At 44.8% G+C, this 16700-nt stretch carries 13 protein-coding genes and 1 tRNA gene; 4 read left to right on the top strand and 10 right to left on the bottom strand.

Annotated elements, in window-relative coordinates; genetic code table 11:
- From ACED48_RS13140 to fabB, 4 genes are all read right to left on the bottom strand, one after another.
- A partial coding sequence (locus ACED48_RS13140) for a FimV/HubP family polar landmark protein (RefSeq protein WP_371694042.1) occupies window positions 1-3186 on the bottom strand: 3186 nt, incomplete at its 3' end.
- A 208-nt stretch (window positions 3187-3394) separates the two neighbouring features.
- Window positions 3395-4408: an aspartate-semialdehyde dehydrogenase gene (locus tag ACED48_RS13135; protein WP_017056445.1), complete on the bottom strand. Its 1014-nt coding sequence runs from the start codon at window positions 4406-4408 to the stop codon at window positions 3395-3397.
- A 12-nt stretch (window positions 4409-4420) separates the two neighbouring features.
- Window positions 4421-5554, bottom strand: a complete 1134-nt coding sequence (locus tag ACED48_RS13130; protein WP_017056444.1) for a 4-phosphoerythronate dehydrogenase — start codon at window positions 5552-5554, stop codon at window positions 4421-4423.
- Window positions 5555-6038: 484 nt separating this feature from the next.
- Window positions 6039-7250 (bottom strand): beta-ketoacyl-ACP synthase I, encoded by a 1212-nt coding sequence (gene fabB / locus ACED48_RS13125; RefSeq protein ID WP_017056443.1) that lies wholly within the window; start codon window positions 7248-7250, stop codon window positions 6039-6041.
- 128 nt (window positions 7251-7378) lie between these two features.
- On the opposite strand from fabB, the gene mnmC reads away from it, so the two are divergent.
- The gene (gene mnmC, locus ACED48_RS13120; RefSeq protein WP_017056442.1) at window positions 7379-9457 is read left to right on the top strand and encodes a bifunctional tRNA (5-methylaminomethyl-2-thiouridine)(34)-methyltransferase MnmD/FAD-dependent 5-carboxymethylaminomethyl-2-thiouridine(34) oxidoreductase MnmC; all 2079 of its coding nucleotides are present in this window, start codon (window positions 7379-7381) and stop codon (window positions 9455-9457) included.
- 130 nt (window positions 9458-9587) lie between these two features.
- Here the strand turns inward: mnmC and ACED48_RS13115 are convergent, their stop codons facing one another.
- The 3 genes from ACED48_RS13115 to ACED48_RS13105 all read right to left on the bottom strand — a co-directional run bounded on the left by ACED48_RS13115 (window position 9588) and on the right by ACED48_RS13105 (window position 11088).
- Window positions 9588-10109 carry an NADPH-dependent FMN reductase gene (locus ACED48_RS13115; RefSeq protein WP_017056441.1) on the bottom strand — a complete coding sequence of 174 codons (522 nt, stop codon included), beginning with the start codon at window positions 10107-10109 and terminating at the stop codon, window positions 9588-9590.
- Between the two features lie 175 nt (window positions 10110-10284).
- Window positions 10285-10548: a YfcL family protein gene (locus ACED48_RS13110; protein ID WP_017056440.1), complete on the bottom strand. Its 264-nt coding sequence runs from the start codon at window positions 10546-10548 to the stop codon at window positions 10285-10287.
- 9 nt (window positions 10549-10557) lie between these two features.
- The gene (locus ACED48_RS13105) at window positions 10558-11088 is read right to left on the bottom strand and encodes an elongation factor P hydroxylase (protein ID WP_017056439.1); all 531 of its coding nucleotides are present in this window, start codon (window positions 11086-11088) and stop codon (window positions 10558-10560) included.
- A 301-nt stretch (window positions 11089-11389) separates the two neighbouring features.
- Between ACED48_RS13105 and ACED48_RS13100 the strand changes: the two genes are divergently transcribed.
- The gene (locus tag ACED48_RS13100) at window positions 11390-12013 is read left to right on the top strand and encodes a trimeric intracellular cation channel family protein (RefSeq protein WP_017056438.1); all 624 of its coding nucleotides are present in this window, start codon (window positions 11390-11392) and stop codon (window positions 12011-12013) included.
- A gap of 143 nt (window positions 12014-12156) precedes the next feature.
- Here the strand turns inward: ACED48_RS13100 and aroC are convergent, their stop codons facing one another.
- On the bottom strand, window positions 12157-13242 hold the full coding sequence (gene aroC / locus ACED48_RS13095) for a chorismate synthase (protein WP_017056437.1): 1086 nt from the start codon (window positions 13240-13242) through the stop codon (window positions 12157-12159).
- A gap of 297 nt (window positions 13243-13539) precedes the next feature.
- Between aroC and ACED48_RS13090 the strand changes: the two genes are divergently transcribed.
- Window positions 13540-14043, top strand: a complete 504-nt coding sequence (locus tag ACED48_RS13090; RefSeq protein ID WP_017056436.1) for a GNAT family N-acetyltransferase — start codon at window positions 13540-13542, stop codon at window positions 14041-14043.
- Between the two features lie 113 nt (window positions 14044-14156).
- On the opposite strand, the gene ACED48_RS13085 is transcribed toward ACED48_RS13090, so the two are convergent.
- Window positions 14157-14233: transfer RNA gene (locus ACED48_RS13085), tRNA-Arg, on the bottom strand.
- Between the two features lie 211 nt (window positions 14234-14444).
- Here ACED48_RS13085 and folD point away from each other — a divergent pair.
- Window positions 14445-15302: a bifunctional methylenetetrahydrofolate dehydrogenase/methenyltetrahydrofolate cyclohydrolase FolD gene (gene folD / locus ACED48_RS13080; protein WP_017056435.1), complete on the top strand. Its 858-nt coding sequence runs from the start codon at window positions 14445-14447 to the stop codon at window positions 15300-15302.
- A gap of 114 nt (window positions 15303-15416) precedes the next feature.
- Here the strand turns inward: folD and ACED48_RS13075 are convergent, their stop codons facing one another.
- A complete protein-coding gene (locus ACED48_RS13075; protein WP_017056434.1) occupies window positions 15417-16616 on the bottom strand; it encodes a NupC/NupG family nucleoside CNT transporter in 1200 nt (399 codons plus the stop codon).
- Window positions 16617-16700 lie beyond the last annotated feature (84 nt).

Genomic DNA, 16700 nt, shown 5'->3' with positions numbered 1-16700 from the left:
CTCTGGCTCTGGCTCTGGCTCTGGCTCTGGCTCTGGCTCTGGCTCTGGCTCTGGCAAGGATTCAACAACATCCTCAAATTCATCGCTACCTTGAATTTTCGGTTCAAAGTCAAAATCAGAGTCGATGTTCGATGGCGACTCAACATCGTCGATCGATTCTGCTAACCAATCTTCAACCGTCTCTTCTTCGTCTTCTGAGACATCACCCAGTGACGATGGTGAAGTTTGGTTTTCAGAGCTAGGCGCGATTTCTTCGTGACTGTCTTGTGTATCTGTTGCTTCCGGCTCAAGCGCTTCTTGCTCTAATTCAGTGAAAGCGGGTTCTTCAACATCAGAATTTTCAGATAACAGCGACTCAATATCCAGTTCGTCATTTTCTTCAACAGGCGATGCGGTATCTTCCGGAAGTGCTTCTTGAATATCCGAACTTGGAGTTTGATCTCGTTCAGAAACCTGTTCGATTGACTCTTCAACTTGCGCTTCATTCGCTTCCAACATGCCACTGTCATCAGGCGTCATTAACTCATCAATCAACGCTTCGTCTGTGGTTTCTAATGAATCATCAAGCAGAGCATCTGTTGCTGGCGCTACACCAAAGAGATCATCGATGAAGTCATCACGATTAAAGGCTTCATCGTTTTGTGGCGTAACATCATCGCTCTCTGGCTCAAGTTCTGAGCTGGCTTGCGTCGGTTCCAAATCTAACGGCTCATCACTAACTGGTTCAGGTTGTGATGTTTCACTCACCTCAGCAGCTTGCGCTGGCTCAACTTCAGAAGGCTCCGATGTTGACTGAGTCGTCTCAACGCTTGACCCTTTGATCGGCTCCTCATTGGCTTTGTCAAAGTCAAAGGCCGCCTCTAGTTCTTTATCAAACGCTTGCTCTTCCGATGCTAATTCACCTTCAATACCGCTTGTTAGTAGATCATCAAACGGATCTAAAGATTCAGTCTCCTTCTCGCCCGCTTCATCTGTTGATGCATCATCGGCTAGCAATTCGCTATCAAGGAAATCATCAAGCAAATCAGTGCTATCTGCATCGAGTTCGAAGTCATCACCGTCAGAATCACCGATCAGCTCATCTAAGGTTTCCGTGCTATCTTCCGCAATGTTTAGGTCATCGTCCGCCGATATGCCAGAAAGCTCTTCAAGTTCAGACAAAGCGTCAAACCCTAAAGGTTCGCTTTCAGACTCATCATCCGATTCACCTTCCAACATTTCATCAAGAAGATCGGTCGAATTACTTAGATCTACGTCATCACCTGCCAATTGCTCATCGAGCAGATCAACGCTGTCTTGAGCTTCTTCATCTTCAATTGGCTTATCAAACTGAGATAGGATGTTTTCGATATCATCATCAGACGCCAAACCACTGCTTAGGTTAGCGGCAACCTCATCGTCATTATCAAGGTTAGAGGGAGCATTCGTTTCACCTTTCTGAGCGGCAACCTGAGCAAAAATATCATCAATATCCTCTTCGACACTAGGAGCCGAAGGTTCAGCGGTTTGCTGTTCGGAAATCAAAGTATCGATATCGAACTCGTCATTGCTCAAGTCAGCAGGCTTGGCATCGCTCTGTTGCTCTGAAATAAGCGCATCAATGTCAAAATCATCGGTTGCTGGGGTGCTGTTATTAGAAGGCGAGTCACTTTGCTCTTCCGAAATCAAAGCATCGATATCGAAACTACCATCGTCTTCGTCATCAAGCGCGAACAGATCATCTAATAGAGACTGATCTAGCTCATTCGCTCCTAAGTCTTCAGTCTCAGACTCTTGAGATAGTAGGGATTCAACCTCATCAGCAGACATCGCGTTATCATCCGCAAGGTCAAAGTCCTCGTCATCAGAATCAAGAGAACTTTCCGCTGTTTTATCCAGAGCGCGTTCCATTTCTTCCAGACCAAGCGCCTTTTCTTCACCATTAACACTGATGCCGGTGTTACTGTCTAAGTCCAGATCGTCGAAGTTGGTGTCTAAATCACCGTTTTCACCGATACTTGCAAACGGGTCATCGTCTTCACCATCAAGATTAAAATCAAGATCGGATTCATCTAAGCCTGCAAATACATCGTCTTCTTCAGCCAATGCTTGATCGTCAAATAGCTTGGTAGCGTCGTCTTCAGTATCAAAAAGTTCATCATCCAAAGACAGCTCATTATCAAGATCGCTCATCTCTTCGCCTAAAGAGATAGGAGCCACACTGCTTGGTTCAGGTTGAATAGGTTGTTCTTGCGTCGTTTGCTGCTGTTCATCGTTTTTAGATCGGCGTCCCAACAGCATCACAATAATAAGGCCAAGTAAAAGGCCTGGAATACTCGCAAGTGCTGCCACTAGCCAGCCATTAGATAACAACTGTTCTGTAGCAGTCGGTGCCATTTTTTCGATTTCGGCGTTCTTTTTACGCTCTTCAGCAAGCAGCTTCTCAACTTCGCTGCGGATACGGTCTTCGTCGCTTAGTTCCGTTTTAAGCACATCCACTTCAGACTGCACGTTCGACAGCATTAAACGAAGCTGATGATTTTTCTCTTCCAATGACAGTAACTCTGTTTCTGAAAGTTTTAATGTCTTTTCTAATTCGTTCATCTCCTTGGTTGGAGACGTTGAATCAGTTGGAGAAGATGGATTTGTAGACGCTTTAGCTGTACTTAATTGCTTTGCTGAAGCCGCACTTTTATCACTTACATCAGGTCGAGTTGGCACTGGCGCTGGTTTTGTTTTTGGCGCGACAGGCTTAGCCACTGGAGCATCAAGCTTGGCAAGGTGCGAAGTCATGATGTTAACAGCTTGCTGCATTGAGCTGGCACGAGCTTGCTCTAAAGAAGGCACTCGTAAGTTGCTCGCAGGCAACAGGCTATGGATATTCTGGTTTTCAAATGCTTGAGGGTTTAAGCGATAAATCGCCAACAGGGTTTGTTGGACTGACACGGAGTTATCCGGACGTAATTTTGAGGCGATAGACCACAGCGTCTCTGAACCACGAGTTGGACCATAGAAACGTGAGGGCTCACTAGTACCATTGGAGGCGCTAAGCGGCTGCACTCTTTGCAGAGGTTCGGAAAAAGTAGGCGCTGATTGTATCTGGCCATTAGGCCCTACAACTCGAATGGAATCTGCACGAACAACGGGAATCTGAGTCGCAATGATAACGGCCAAAGGCATTAACCAAGGCTTAAAAATTTGAAACATAAAGTGCTCAGCTAGGTGCTTAAATTCGGATAAAGTGATGAACTATTAAATATATCGGATAAATGACATAAAACTATAGAGACGAAGACAAAAAATGTGTTACGACAACAATATTCGCAGCAATTTCACACAATTTTCCTAACAATATTTTCAATTGATTAAAAAAGCCCCACTAAAGAGTGAGGCTTATTTATCAAAGCAATGAAACTTAGAAGTAATCGCGAATCAGAACTTCAGCGATTTGCACTGCGTTTGTCGCTGCGCCTTTACGAACGTTATCAGCAACCACCCACATGTTTACACCGCTGTGATGGCTGATGTCGTTGCGAATACGGCCAACCATTACGTGATCTTTACCACCCGCATCACGAACTTGAGTTGGGAAGTCTAACGCTTGAAATACTTCAACTCCTTCTGTGTTCTCAAGAAGCTGAACCACTTGCTCTGCAGCGATTGGAGCGCGAGTTTCAATATGTAGAGATTCAGCGTGACCGTAGAATACAGGTACGCGAACGCACGTAGGGTTCACCGTGATTGAAGAGTCAGCAAAAATTTTTTGAGTTTCCCAAACCATCTTCATCTCTTCACGCGTGTAGCCGTTCTCTGTAAATTCATCGATTTGAGGAATACAGTTGAAGGCGATCTGCTGTGAGAACGCTGACTTGTCCGCTGGCATGCCGTTAAGAAGCTTAGCCGTTTGACCCGCTAGCTCATCGATCCCCGGCTTCCCCGCACCAGATACAGATTGGTAAGTTGAAACGTTAATACGCTCAAGGCCCACTTCATCGTGAATTGGTTTAAGTGCTACAACCATTTGGATAGTAGAACAGTTAGGGTTTGCAATTATGTTACGGTTTCGGAACTCAGCAATCGCTTCAGGGTTTACTTCTGGTACCACCAGAGGAACATCGTATTCGTAGCGGAAACGTGATGTGTTATCGATAACAACCACACCTTCATCCGCAGCGATTGGAGCCCAACGCTCTGAAAGTTCGCTACCTGCAGAGAAAAACGCAATATGTACTTGAGACCAATCAAAGTCTTCTACGTTTTGTACTTGTATTGTTTTGCCGTTAAAACGGGAAGTTTTGCCTTCACTACGTTCACTTGCTAGTAAGTGCATTTCACCGACAGGGAATTTACGCTCTTTAAGTACTTCAAGAATGGTTTCACCAACCGCACCAGTCGCACCTAAAATAGCAATATTAAATTCTTGGCTCATTGTTTCTCTCTTTTATAAAGTTGGTTTTACCATAAAACCGAGTTTAGATAACGGCGTTAAATTACAAGATTCGTCGCCCGTTAACTCGACAGCACTGTACTCTCTACGGTCCCAATATTCTTTACGCATCTTGTCAAAAGAACCCGGCGTAGAGATATTGCGACGGAATAAGGCGTCGTCTTTGCGCACATCATAGATCAACTGAGTCAAATTGTGCAGTGTTGCTTCATCCCAAGCCCTATCTAATTTCATTTGAGGCACTGGGGCTGTCGGTAGAAGATCGCTTGCATAAGCACGTTGTTCCGCACCCAAAAACTCACAATAGCTGTTAAAGATCATGGTCGTACCGCGCGCTTTGCCCTCTAAACCGTAGCCCGCTACGTGAGGCGTTGCGAAAGCAAGCAGTGGAAGCAATTCCATGTCGACTTCAGGTTCAAACTCAAATACATCAAGAACGGCAGTAAAACCGTCAGCTTTTAGCAGGCGAGCTTTTAGTGCTTGGTTATCAACGACTGGGCCGCGCGCAGCATTAATCAGGATTTGATCGGCGCGGAAGTTGTTTAGCACTTGCTCATTGATCATATGGTGCGTTGGAAACTCGCCCGTCTTGGTGATAGGCGTATGTAACGTGATCACATCAGATTGCTCTAATAACGTTTCAAGGTCGGTAAATTCACGAGTGTCACCCTCCAGTTGCTTAAGAGGATCGTTGAGCAGCACTTTAATACCAATGCCTTCTAGGCATTTCGCTAAGTAGCTGCCCACTTGACCACAACCAATAATACCGACCGTTTTGTCGAAAACAGAAAAACCTTGTTGTTGAGCAAGCACCATCATCGCGCTGAAGGCATACTCCGCTACACCCACCTTGTTACAGCCAGGCGCCGCGGTGAAGAAAATGCCACGCTCTTTCATCAATTCTTGGTCAACGTGATCCATACCAGCTGTTGCGGTTCCAACAAACTTAAGCTTGTTCGCTTTGCTGAGCAGCGCTTCATTGACTTTAGTCACCGAGCGAATCATCAGAGCATCTACGTCAACAAGATCGTCAGCGGTTAGCGTTCGACCGGACTTCATTGTCACTTCACCTAGCTGGCTAAAAAGCGCTTCAGCATAAGGCATATTTTCATCGATTAAGATTTTCATTGGGAAGGTACTTTCGTTGGGGTCTGTCGACCTTAAATGTGAATTGAAATGATTGTGCAAAATTCCACACACGGTGTCGAGTCGCAATTGGAATACATTATAAATAAAGGGCTGAATTCCCTAGCCTTCACAAACAAGAACAGGAATTGAGTATATCCAAGGTCAAAACGAAAAATGCCCGATTGAATAAACAATCGGGCAAACATCCAGAACAAAAGGATCCTATCTCGCTCTCCAGGAGACAGAGTCTTGCGTCTGTTCAACCAGTACTAACTAAGTCACTACTGATCAAGCTCTGGAAACCTTTCAATTTCTAAACCCAGATTTTAAAAACCATGTTAAAAAAACAAGTTTCAAAAACCACGCTTAAAAACCTATATCTAAACAAGCTTCTGATAGCCGTTATTATTAGAAAACCTGCGCGTGTTGAGTCTGCACTAGCCCACTTTTACGATTAACCTTGTCTCTCTAACTCAAGCCTAAGTTAAGCTTGATACTTTTTGATTACTAGCGTTGCGTTAGTACCGCCGAAACCAAAGCTATTAGACATAACCGTCGTTAGCTCTTGTTCACGAGCTTCCGTTACGATGTCTAGGCCTTTACCTGCTTCGTCTAAGTTTACAACGTTAATGCTTGGAGCAATAAAGCCATTATCTAGCATTAGCGTTGAGTAAATAGCTTCGTGTACGCCAGCAGCACCTAGAGCGTGACCTGTCATCGCTTTAGTTGCTGAGATTGCTGGGCTGTTACCGCCAAAGACTTCTTGGATTGCGCCAAGTTCTTTAACGTCACCAACAGGAGTTGAAGTACCATGAGTGTTCACGTAGTCCACACCATCAACGTTTTGCATTGCCATCTTCATACAACGAACCGCCCCTTCACCAGAAGGAGCAACCATGTCGTAGCCATCTGAAGTTGCACCGTAACCTACGATCTCGCCGTAAATTTTCGCGCCACGAGCAACAGCGTGCTCAAGTTCTTCGATAACTAGCATGCCGCCGCCACCAGAGATAACGAAACCATCACGGTCTGCATCGTAGGTACGAGAAGCCAATTCTGGCGTGTCGTTGTACTTAGTAGAAAGTGCACCCATTGCGTCGAACATCATAGTCAGAGACCAATCCAGTTCTTCACCGCCACCAGCGAATACAACGTCTTGCTTACCAAGTTGGATAAGCTCCATTGCGTGACCAATACAGTGTGCAGATGTCGCACATGCAGAACTCATAGAGTAGTTCACACCACGGATTTTGAAAGGAGTTGCTAGACAAGCAGAAACCGTAGAAGCCATTGTACGTGGCACCATGTATGGACCAACGCGCTTAACGCCTTTTTCACGGATGATGTCTACAGCGTTAACTTGGTTTAGAGATGAAGCACCGCCTGAACCCGCAACGATACCCGTGCGGTCATTAGATACTTGATCTTCAGTTAAACCAGAATCAGCAATTGCTTGCTCCATTGAAAGATAAGCGAATGCCGCTGCATCACCCATAAAGCGCATTTTTTTGCGATCGATATGGTCAGCAGGGTTCATTTTTAGGTTACCCCATACTTGAGAGCGCAAGCCATTTTCCTTGAACTGCTCTGAAGCGGTAATACCAGATTTACCCTCTTTCAGTGATGCTAAAACTTCTTCGACGTTGTTACCGATACTTGAAACAATACCCATACCGGTGATTACGACTCGTTTCATGTGACATTCCTATAATTCTAAATTCAGCTAGATGATAACTAAGAAGCCTAACAAAAGTGGTCAGCTTTCCTAGAAATTCGTACAATCCCTACCAACATATCGCTTCAAATCACAAAATGATAGATTTTATGACTTCAATTACTAATGCAGAACTGGAATGGAATGAATCTGGCACACCAGTTTCAGACCAATTTGACGACGTTTACTTCTCCAATGTTAACGGTTTAGAAGAAACTCGCTACGTCTTTTTAAAGCAAAACCACCTTCCAGAGCGTTGGCTTGAACATCAACAACGTCGTTTTGTGATTGCTGAAACCGGCTTTGGTACAGGTTTAAACTTTCTTGCTGTGTGGCAGTGGTTCGATACTTTCCTTAAAGATAACCCACAAGCTATTACCAAAGAGTTACATTTCATCAGTTTTGAAAAATATCCTTTAAACAAAGAGGACCTGATCAAAGCGCACCAATCGTGGCCAGAATTAGCCGAGTATGCGACGCAACTCCAAGAACACTATCCGATTGCCATACCTGAATGTCACCGTATTGTGTTGGGTGATGGCGCTATCACGCTTGATCTATGGTTTGGTGATATCAAAGATTGCATACCTAACGTACCAACCCCACGAGAAGGCTTGGTTGATGCTTGGTTCCTAGATGGGTTTGCCCCGAGCAAAAATCCAGAGATGTGGAATCAAAACCTGTTCAACGGCATGGCCAAGCTGGCTAAGCAAGATTGTAGCTGTGCGACCTTCACCGCTGCTGGCTTTGTTCGCCGTGGCTTAATTGAAGCTGGCTTTGAAATGAAAAAGGTCAAAGGCTTTGGTACTAAGCGAGAAATGATTGCCGGCCGACTTGGCGAGAAGTACGCTCACACCAACATCAAACCTTGGTATGGCCTCGCTCAACACAGTGAATCACAAGACATTGCGATCATTGGTGGTGGTGTCGCCAGTGCTGCATTAGCCAAAACGCTAAGCCGTCGTGGTAAAAACATCACTCTTTATTGTGAGCACCCACAAGCAGCGGGTAATGCCTCTGGCAATAATCAAGGTGCGATTTACCCGTTATTGAGTGAAGCGACCTCGAACGTGTCTCGCGTGTTTGGCCCAGGGTTACTGTTTGCTCGCCAGTTCATCAATCAGGCGGCGCAATCTATTCAATTTGACCACAGCTGGTGTGGCGTGAACATTTTGATGTGGGATGAAGGCTCAACCAAAAAGCTCAACCGTATGTTGGAAGGTAATTTCCATACAGATCTCATTCAGCGTTTATCGCCAGAACAAGCGAATGAAAAGATTGGCTTACCGGTTGATAAAGAGAGTGTTTACTTTCCATTGGGTGGGTGGCTAAGCCCTCTTCAGCTTACTCAAGGTTTGATTGGTAAGTTAAAAGAGACAAACCAAGTGAGCGCACACTATCAACATGAAGTGACTCAACTTGAATGGTTAGAAGCAGAGCAACAATGGTTGCTGACGATTGAGACACCTCAAGGTGAGATTCAAACCAAGCACGATCAAGTGGTTGTCGCGAACGGACACAAGTTCACTCAGTTTAAACAAACTCAGCCAGTACCACTGACTCCGGTTAAAGGCCAAGTAAGCCATATTCCGACTACAGAAAACTTAGCTAAGCTAAAAACGGTTTTGTGCTTTGATGGCTATCTGACGCCGCAGAATCCAAACAATGGTCATCACTGTATTGGTGCGAACTACGACAAAACCAATATCGACCAAGAGTTTGATATTGATGTTCAACAGCATAATGGCGATCGCCTGAACGGGTCGTTGCCAGACCAAGCGTGGACAAAAGATGTCGATACCAGTGACAACCTAGCGCGTCAAGGTATCCGAAGCGTAAGCCGTGATCACTTACCATTTGTCGGAAATGTTGGTGATTTTGAATCAATCAAAGCTCAGTACCAAGATCTGCACAACTTTAACCCACAGCGCCACTCGGTTGATGGTGTTCAAACGGTAGCAAGCTTCCCTAACCTGTACTGCTTTATCGGGCTGGGTTCGCGCGGCTTAAGCTCTGCTCCATTGCTGGCCGAAGTGTTAGCATCACAAATATGTGGCGATCCGCTACCTTTACCGGTTGATGTGCTTGAGGCGATTCACCCAAGTAGAATGTGGGTGCGCAGGCTGCGTAAAGGTAAGGCATTAACCGCTGGTTGGGTTGCAGACAAACACTCTAGAACAAACCCATAGTTTCTAGTTCAACTATTCTGAACATCTGAAACACCTGAAACTAAAAGCTAAAAAGCCCGAGCGACATTATGTCACTCGGGCTTTTTGTTGTTCTTGTTGATCTAAACTGATGTTCTAAACAGAGCAGTATTTACAGCTTAGCAACCGCGTCTTTGATCTGCTGAGCAATCTCTTCGTTGCTGATAGCACCCGACTCAAAGTCAAAGTTATCGTAGAAATTTGGCACTGAAAGTGAAGCCTTAACGTTGCCGCCAAAGAATGATGCAGACCCCGTTGCAGAACCAAGTACCGTTTGAGCGCCACCAGGGCCAGGAGAAGTTGCTAGATAAACCGCTGGCTTCTCGCCAAACACTGAACGCTCAATACGTGTTGCCCAATCAAATAGGTTTTTATATGCCGCTGGGTAGTGACCGTTATGTTCGGCAAAAGAGATAACAAACGCATCCGCTTCTGCTAAATCACGCAAGAATGCTTGAGCACCTTCCGCTTGGCCAATCTCTTTTTCAGTGTCTTCACTGAACATAGGAACGTTGTAATCGTTGATGTTTAGGACTTTTACTTCAGCACCTTCAATCAAGTTAGCTGCGTAAGTTGCTAGAGTTTTGTTGATAGAGGTAGAGCTTGTGCTTGCGCCGAATGCGATAACTTTCATGATGTGACCTTTTCTATAATTCCGTTAAGTGAGCTTAGAATAACGTAGTCGGGAAATGGAACCATCACAAGGATTGAACGGACTCATTCAAAAATTTCGAATGAGTCTCAAATAATTCACGACTCAGCAAAATGAAAAGGAAGGGACTGAGCGGATAATGATAAATAGTTAGCGATTAAGCTTGGTTTTGCAGCTCAACCCAAAGGTCATTAACAATAGTGCGATCTGCGGGCGTTAGTTCAGAGCGAGCGTCATCTAGGCTCTTCTCGATGCGTGCTTTAACTTCAGCCACATCTTCAATGCCTTCTTCTTCACATGAAGCCACTGAAAGAGAAATATGACCACGTAAGTAACCACCGGCAAACAGTTCGTCCTCTGATGCGTTTTCAATGCGAGCATCAATTACTTCAAGTAGTTTTTCTTCAAATTCGATAATCATAATATTCTCTTATTTCACAATAAATTGGCTAGCACATAAAGGTTCTACATCGTAGAAGCTGCGTAATGCTTCAGAGAGCATTTTTACGCGAGGCGGAAGGCCAACTTCGAAGATCCCCATGACTTCGCTGTGTACTTTATTCATAAAGGCCAAACGATCTGGCTCAAAATCGCCGTGTAGATTGTCACAGCTGACATTAAAAGGAAAGCCTGCGCTCATCGCAATGATCCATTCATACGCTTGTGGGCGAATTTCTACTTTTTCAAACTCAGCTTGAACCGATTCCGTTCGACCATCAGGTTCATACCAATAGCCAAAATCTTCCAGCAATCGACGTTCAGGGCCAGCAACACACCAGTGTGCAATTTCGTGCAAAGCAGAAGCATAAAAACCACGTGCAAAGACAATTCGATGGTGTGGGATGGTTTCATCAGCAGGCAAATAGATCGGCTCATCATCACCTAGCTCTAATTTGGTATTAAAGCTTTCAAAAAAGGTCTGATTAAAAATATCGATAAGGTCTGAGTATTGGTGCGTCATAAAACTGGCTTAGAATAAAATAAACCCCCGTATTTTGCTCTGTTTTCGTGCCTTGGTAAACCCCATATCAAGCGTAACTTTCCCCGTTCAAGCAAGCCCCGTGATTGCACGCCTGTTTATCTTCAAGGTCGGTAACCTCAAGCTAGTTCAACAGATTACTTGAACTAATCTGAAATGCTCATTCACGGTACAAATATTCATTCGTCAACAAGCATTTTTACTACTACACTCGCGCTTCATTTTTATATCCCTAAGGCCTATAAGACTCGAATTTATAGACCTAAATTATAGAGCTACAGCAATGCTACTAAGTGTTTTGTATATCATTGGCATCACGGCAGAAGCCATGACCGGCGCTCTCAGTGCTGGTAAACAAAAAATGGATTGGTTTGGTGTAATGCTAGTTGCGAGTGCAACGGCAATTGGCGGTGGTACGGTGCGAGACATACTACTCGGCCATTACCCTTTAGGTTGGGTTGAAAATCCAGAATTTTTGGCTATCACTTGTGTCGCAGGCGTCGTCACGACAGGCCTGGCGAAGTGGGTCATCAAGCTAAAAGGCTTGTTCATTCGTTTGGATGCCCTAGGCCTAATTGTATTCAGTATCATTGGCACTAAAGTCGCGATGACCATGGGTCTGCACCCAATGATTTGTATGGTGTCTGCCTTAGTGACTGGTGTTTTTGGTGGTTTACTACGCGACCTTATCTGTCGCCAAACACCATTGGTTCTGCACGAGGAGTTATATGCCTCTATCGCGCTTATCGCTTCAGGTTTGTACTTAGGTTTACTTGAGTTTGGTATCAACGACGTAACCGCGACGATCGTCACACTTGTGGTTGGTTACTTGCTGCGTATGGCTGCAGTGAGATTCAAATGGCGCTTACCGTCGTTCCAACTTGATTCTGAAAGTTCAGTGCATTAATCGCTTAGAGCCTTGTATTGATAGCGCTCATTGATGGTCTCTAACTGGATGAATAATCCAACGAATGTGAAAAAGGGTTGCTTCATTACGAAGCAACCCTTTTTTGTATCTATCAATTCTATTCTGAATGAACAGAAACAGAATTATATTTGTGGCGTTTCTGTTGTCACACCAAAGTTCTGACCACGATGGCGTAGCAAGTGATCAAGCAGCACGATAGCCAGCATTGCTTCTGCAATAGGCACCGCACGGATACCAACACATGGATCGTGACGACCTTTAGTGATTAGCTGCGTCGCTTCACCATCTTTAGTGATAGTGTCACCCGGTACCGTAATGCTTGATGTTGGCTTAAGCGCAATGCTTGCCACAATATCTTGGCCAGTAGAGATACCACCTAAAATACCGCCAGCATGGTTGCTAGTGAAGCCTTCTGGCGTTAATGGATCACGGTGTTCGCTACCGCGTTGATTAACGACATCAAAGCCATCGCCAATCTCAACACCTTTCACAGCGTTAATGCTCATTAGCGCGTGCGCGATGTCGGCATCTAAGCGATCAAAGATTGGCTCACCAAGACCCACCGGCACTTTAGTCGCAACCACTTGAATCTTCGCACCGATCGAGTTGCCTTCTTTTAGTAGGTCACGAATCAGTTGATCAAATTCCGGTACTTTGTCGGCATCTGGACAAAAGAAAGCGTTGTTTTCAATCTCGTTCCAATCCACTTTATCAATTGAGATATCACCCATTTGAGAAAGGTAAGCTTGGATTTCAACACCAAATGCTTGTTTAAGATATTTCTTCGCAATTGCACCTGCGGCAACACGCATTGCGGTTTCACGAGCAGAAGAACGACCTCCACCTCGGTAATCACGCACACCGTACTTTTGGTGGTACGTATAGTCGGCGTGCCCAGGACGGAACTTGTCTTTAATTTCGGAATAGTCTTTAGAGCGTTGGTCTGTATTTTCAATCAATAGACCAATAGAAGTTCCCGTAGTTTGGCCTTCAAATACACCGGATAAAATCTTTACTTCATCTGCTTCACGGCGAGCCGTTGTATAGCGAGAAGTACCGGGGCGACGACGATCCAAATCTCTTTGAAGGTCTGCTTCAGTAATTTCCAATCCTGGTGGGCACCCATCTACGATACATCCTAGTGCGATACCGTGACTTTCTCCGAACGTGGTCACGCGGAAATGTTGTCCGATACTGTTTCCTGCCATTACTTCCTCTAAATCAGCAATTAATCAGAAGGTTTGATTCTTAAACCGACTGGCTAATAGCTTTACTTGTCTATTCTTCGTGAATTCATAGTGTCTTTATTACCAAATGATGTAAACCCCAAAAAACGAACAATTTTAACTTTCTATTACATAAGCCGAATGAAATGAATAACGAGGGGAAATGAGTGGCGCTTTAAAGTGGTGATTTTGAATAGTTTCATGGCCAGTTAACAAAGGTTAATGAACTCGGTTTGAATACTCTCTATATTGTAGCCCAAAATAATAAGGAGAAAAGTGATGATCGAGTGGAGAGTTAAAAAATTTGCAGAGCTGTCTGTTCAAGAGCTCTATGATTTCTTACAGCAAAGAGTCGATATTTTTATCGTGGATATGAACACACCCTATAGTGATCTAGACGGCAAAGATAATCATCCAGAGACCTATCACATCATGGGTTATGAGAACGGACACCTAGTGGCTTACAGTCGAATTATGGCTCAGAAGCTTGGATACCCCGTAGATGTTCTCCCTCTGCTCGATTCTGATGCAGATGATGTTTGTATCGGGCGAGTGATCGTAGCGAAAGAATGCCGAGGTAAACAGATAGGTAACCAGCTCATGCAAGTGAGTTTTGATACCACTCGGAAGATTTACCCTGATTGCTCAATTTTTATTTCGGCACAAGCTCACCTTAAAGACTATTATGGTAAGTTCGGTTTCGACGTAGTGACCGATCGTTACTTGGAAGATGGATGCAGTATGCTAGGCCTTAGATATACCCCACAGCTCGTTGCCGTTTAGCAAAAGCTGAAATACAAAGGCATCTAAAGACACAACACGGTATTGAAATATTAAGTCGTTCTGAAATGCAAAAAACCCGACAACTCGGAGAGCTATCGGGTTTCTTTAAATAATGGCACGCCCTGAAGGATTCGAACCTTCGACCACATCCTTAGAAGGGACGTGCTCTATCCAGCTGAGCTAAGGGCGCGCTACAGGAACGAATTATACGAATTCGAATCAGTAAAGCAACGGCTTTATGTAACATTCTGATCTAAGTGGGTAAAAAAAGGGCAACAAACATATAAGTGTTGGAAATTAGACCAAAGCAATCGTTTGCCTAATGGTAATCAAAAAGATTTTCTGGAATAATGCGCCAAAAACATCAGCCACTATCTTGAATATCAATACTAAGGAAATTCATGACTGCTCAAAATATTGATGGAAAGCTAATTTCTCAAACGGTTCGCTCTGAAGTTGCTGCACGTGTAAAAGCTCGAACGGAAGCTGGATTACGCGCTCCGGGACTAGCGGTTGTTTTAGTGGGTGAAGACCCTGCTTCTCAGGTTTACGTAGGAAGTAAGCGTAAAGCATGTGAAGAAGTTGGCTTCGTATCTAAATCTTACGACTTGCCAGCCACTGCGACAGAAGACGAATTGTTAACACTGGTAGACCAACTGAACCAAGACCCTGAAATCGATGGCATTCTGGTTCAACTGCCTCTACCTGCTGGCATTGATAGTACTCACATTCTTGAGCGTATCACACCAGAGAAAGACGTGGATGGCTTCCACCCATACAATGTGGGTCGTTTGGCTCAGCGTATGCCTAAGCTTCGCTCTTGTACCCCAAAAGGTATTATTACGCTGCTTGACCGCTACAACATCGACTTACGTGGTAAGCACGCGGTTGTTGTAGGCGCATCAAACATTGTAGGCCGTCCAATGACTCTAGAACTGCTTCTAGCAGGTTGTACGACGACGACTTGTCATCGTTTCACCAAAGACCTTGAAGGTCACGTACGTCAAGCAGACGTTGTCGTAGTGGCCGTTGGTAAGCCAAACTTCATTCCTGGTGCTTGGATTAAGAAAGGGGCTGTTGTGGTCGATGTTGGTATCAACCGTTTAGAATCTGGCAAGCTAGTGGGTGACGTTGAATACGATGTAGCTAAAGAGAGCGCAAGCTTCATCACCCCAGTACCGGGGGGGGTAGGCCCAATGACGGTTGCGAGCCTAATCGAGAACACAATGATCGCGTGTGAGCAGTTTCACTCGAAGTAATCTGCGAATGACGGTATAAACAGAATTAGAAAGCCGCAACGTTCATCACGTTGCGGCTTTTTTGATGATTCCCCATTACAAAACGAGAAGTATAAGTAACTTAAGATGCCGCTGTTAAAGCGAAAGTACCACACCAGCAATAGCGGCACTCATTAAGTTAGCAAACACACCAGCACAAATTGCTTTGAAGCCATATTGTGAGATAAAAGAGCGACGCTCTGGAACTAAGCTGCCCAAACCACCGATCAGAATCGCCATGGTAGAGATGTTAGCAAAGCCACATAGAGCGAAAGTTACGATCGCTTGCGAGTGCTCACTCAGTGCCTCTTTAGCGTCCATTAGTTGGATGAAAGCCACGAACTCGTTCACGACAATCTTGTTACCGATCAATGAACCTGCAACAACAGCCTCAGACCACGGTACACCTATCAGCCATGCAACGGGGGCGAACACATAACCTAGGATAAGTTCGAAGCTTAGGTTTACGCCAAACCAACCGCCAACGATACCTAGTAAGCCATTCAGCATTGCAATCACACTGATAAAAGCAAGAAGTGTTGCACCCACAGCAACGGCAATACGAAGTCCAGACATAGCCCCATCAGCCATTGCCTCAACAACGTTTGTTGCTCGTGGAATTTCTACATCAGATTCAATATTTTCTTGAGCGTCATCTGGACTACCAGGTACTAAGATTTTAGCCATTAACAGGCCAGCAGGCGCCGACATGAATGCCGCAGCGATCAAGTAGTTAAGGTCTACACCAAGCGATGCATAACCCACTAGCGTGCCACCAGCAACAGAGGCCAAACCACATACCATCACGGCAAACAGCTGCGAATCAGTCATGTGCTTCAAGTAAGGCTTAACCACCAATGGCGCTTCAATCATGCCAACAAAGATGTTCGCCGTTGCAGACAGTGACTCCGCACGGCCTGTACCCAGGAACTTCTGCAGCGCACCACCAATAAGGTTGATCACCTTTGGCATAAAACCAATGTGGTACAAACCAGAGATCAGTGCAGAGAAAAAGATAATGATACCTAGAACATTAATCGCGAAAACAAATCCGTTATTTGTTAGGCCACCAAATAGGAAATTAATCCCCTCTTGACCGTAGTTGATCAAGCTAGATACCGCACCCGTGGCTGCATTCAACGCTTCTTTACCCATTGGTACATACAGAACCAATAGCGCGAATGAGATTTGTAATAAGAAAGCCAAAGAGACTGTTCTTAGTGGAATATTTTTTCTGTCCGTAGATAGTAACCAAGCGGCAACTAAAATAGTGATAATTCCAAGTAGGGAAGCCATGTGCGTCAACCTAAAAGTTGTAGGTAGGAAAGGCGACGCATTCTATAGAGGAAATCGTTTGCGGCAAGCTGAGGTTGTTAACGT

The organism is Vibrio sp. 5S239, assembly GCF_041439575.1.
Lineage (GTDB): Bacteria > Pseudomonadota > Gammaproteobacteria > Enterobacterales > Vibrionaceae > Vibrio > Vibrio kanaloae.
This window is presented reverse-complemented; position numbering and strand designations above follow the sequence as displayed.